This window comes from Cupriavidus sp. UYPR2.512, from assembly GCF_000379565.1.
Lineage (GTDB): Bacteria > Pseudomonadota > Gammaproteobacteria > Burkholderiales > Burkholderiaceae > Cupriavidus.
This window is the reverse complement of record NZ_KB903099.1, coordinates 1-1,408: the sequence shown is the minus strand read 5'-3', so window position 1 is coordinate 1,408 and position 1,408 is coordinate 1. Positions and strand designations below refer to the sequence as shown.

Genomic DNA, 1,408 nt, shown 5'->3' with positions numbered 1-1,408 from the left:
ATCGTGCAGGCGGTCAAGCGCGTGACCGACATCATGGGCGAGATCAGCGCGGCGTCGGCCGAGCAGAGCGCGGGCATCGAGCAGGTCAACCAGGCTGTGGCGCAGATGGACGAGGGCACGCAGCAGAACGCGGCGCTGGTGGAAGAAGCCGCCGCCGCCGCGGGCTCGCTCGAAGAGCAGGCCATGCGCCTGCGCGACGCCATCGCCACGTTCCGCGTCAGCATGCAGGCCGAGGTGCGTCCGCAGCGCCTGCCGGCCCATGCGCGTGCCGATGCGGACCAGTCACTGGCACAGGCCTAGTCCACGGAACCAGGCCAGTCCGAATCAAAGACGAGGCAGGCGCGGAGCTCCGGCCTGCATGCGTACCAAGCGGGTGCGGCACGCCGCGCCCGAGGCTTCAGTTACAAGGGGGAGTTGCTATGCATTGGTTCAATCAATTGCGCGTCACGACCAGGCTGGTTGCCGGATTCCTGGTCGTTGCCGTGATCGGCGCCGTGATGGGGCTGCTGGGGGTGGTCAACATGGGGCGCATGGCGGACTGGACCGGCAAGATCTACAACGACGACCTGCAGGCGCTGAAGGCTGTGCAGGACGCCAATATCAACCTGGTCTATGCCAGCCGCGCGCAGATCGGGCTGCTGTCGGCATCGACCATGGGCGAGCGTTCGGCCGAGAAGGAGCAGATCGTGAAGTCGCTCGGCACGATGGATGAACGCATCCGCCAGGTCGCGGGCGCATTCGAGAAGCCTGAGGGCAAGGCCCTGGTCAAGCAGTACCAGGAGCTGTCGCCGGCCTTCCGCGCGCGCATGGAGAAGTACGTCGGGCTGGTCAGCAAGCAGCCGCTGGATACCTCGCAATTTGAAAGCCAGGTGTTCTCCGAGAGCGCCGACCTGCTCAAGGACAGCCATGCGCTGGAAGCGGTGATGTTCCAGATGGTCAAGCGCCGCGACGACCGCGCCCGCAGCAACATGGAAGAAGCGCGCAGCGTCTATGAAGCATCGCGCCTGTGGATGCAGGGCCTGGTGCTGGGCGGCCTGGCGCTGTCGGTGCTGCTGGGCGTGCTGCTGGCGCGGGCGCTGGCGCGCCAGCTCGGCGGCGAGCCGGGCTATGCGGCCGCGATTGCCGCGCGCATTGCCGAGGGCGACTTCTCCTCGCCGGTGACCACGCGCGCAGGCGACAAGAGCAGCCTGGTCTATGCGATGCAGCAGATGCAGCAGCAGCTGTCGCGCATGGTGCGCGATTTCAAGACGTCGGCCGAATCCATCGGCAGCGCCTCGCGTGAAATCGCCGCGGGCAACAACGACCTGTCGCAGCGCACCGAGCAGCAGGCGGCGTCGCTGGAGCAGACGGCGTCGAGCATGGAAGAGCTGACCAGTACGGTGCGCCAGAACGCGGACAACGCGCGCCA

At 67.0% G+C, this 1,408-nt stretch carries 1 protein-coding gene and 1 pseudogene; both read left to right on the top strand.

The annotated features are described in order from the left end of the window. Positions 1–300 (top strand): annotated as a pseudogene (locus A3A5_RS0122385) (chemotaxis protein); the annotation flags it as partial. A 119-nt stretch (positions 301–419) separates the two neighbouring features. After that, the coding region (locus tag A3A5_RS0122380) for an MCP four helix bundle domain-containing protein (RefSeq protein ID WP_018312745.1) at positions 420–1,408 on the top strand (989 nt) is incomplete at its 3' end.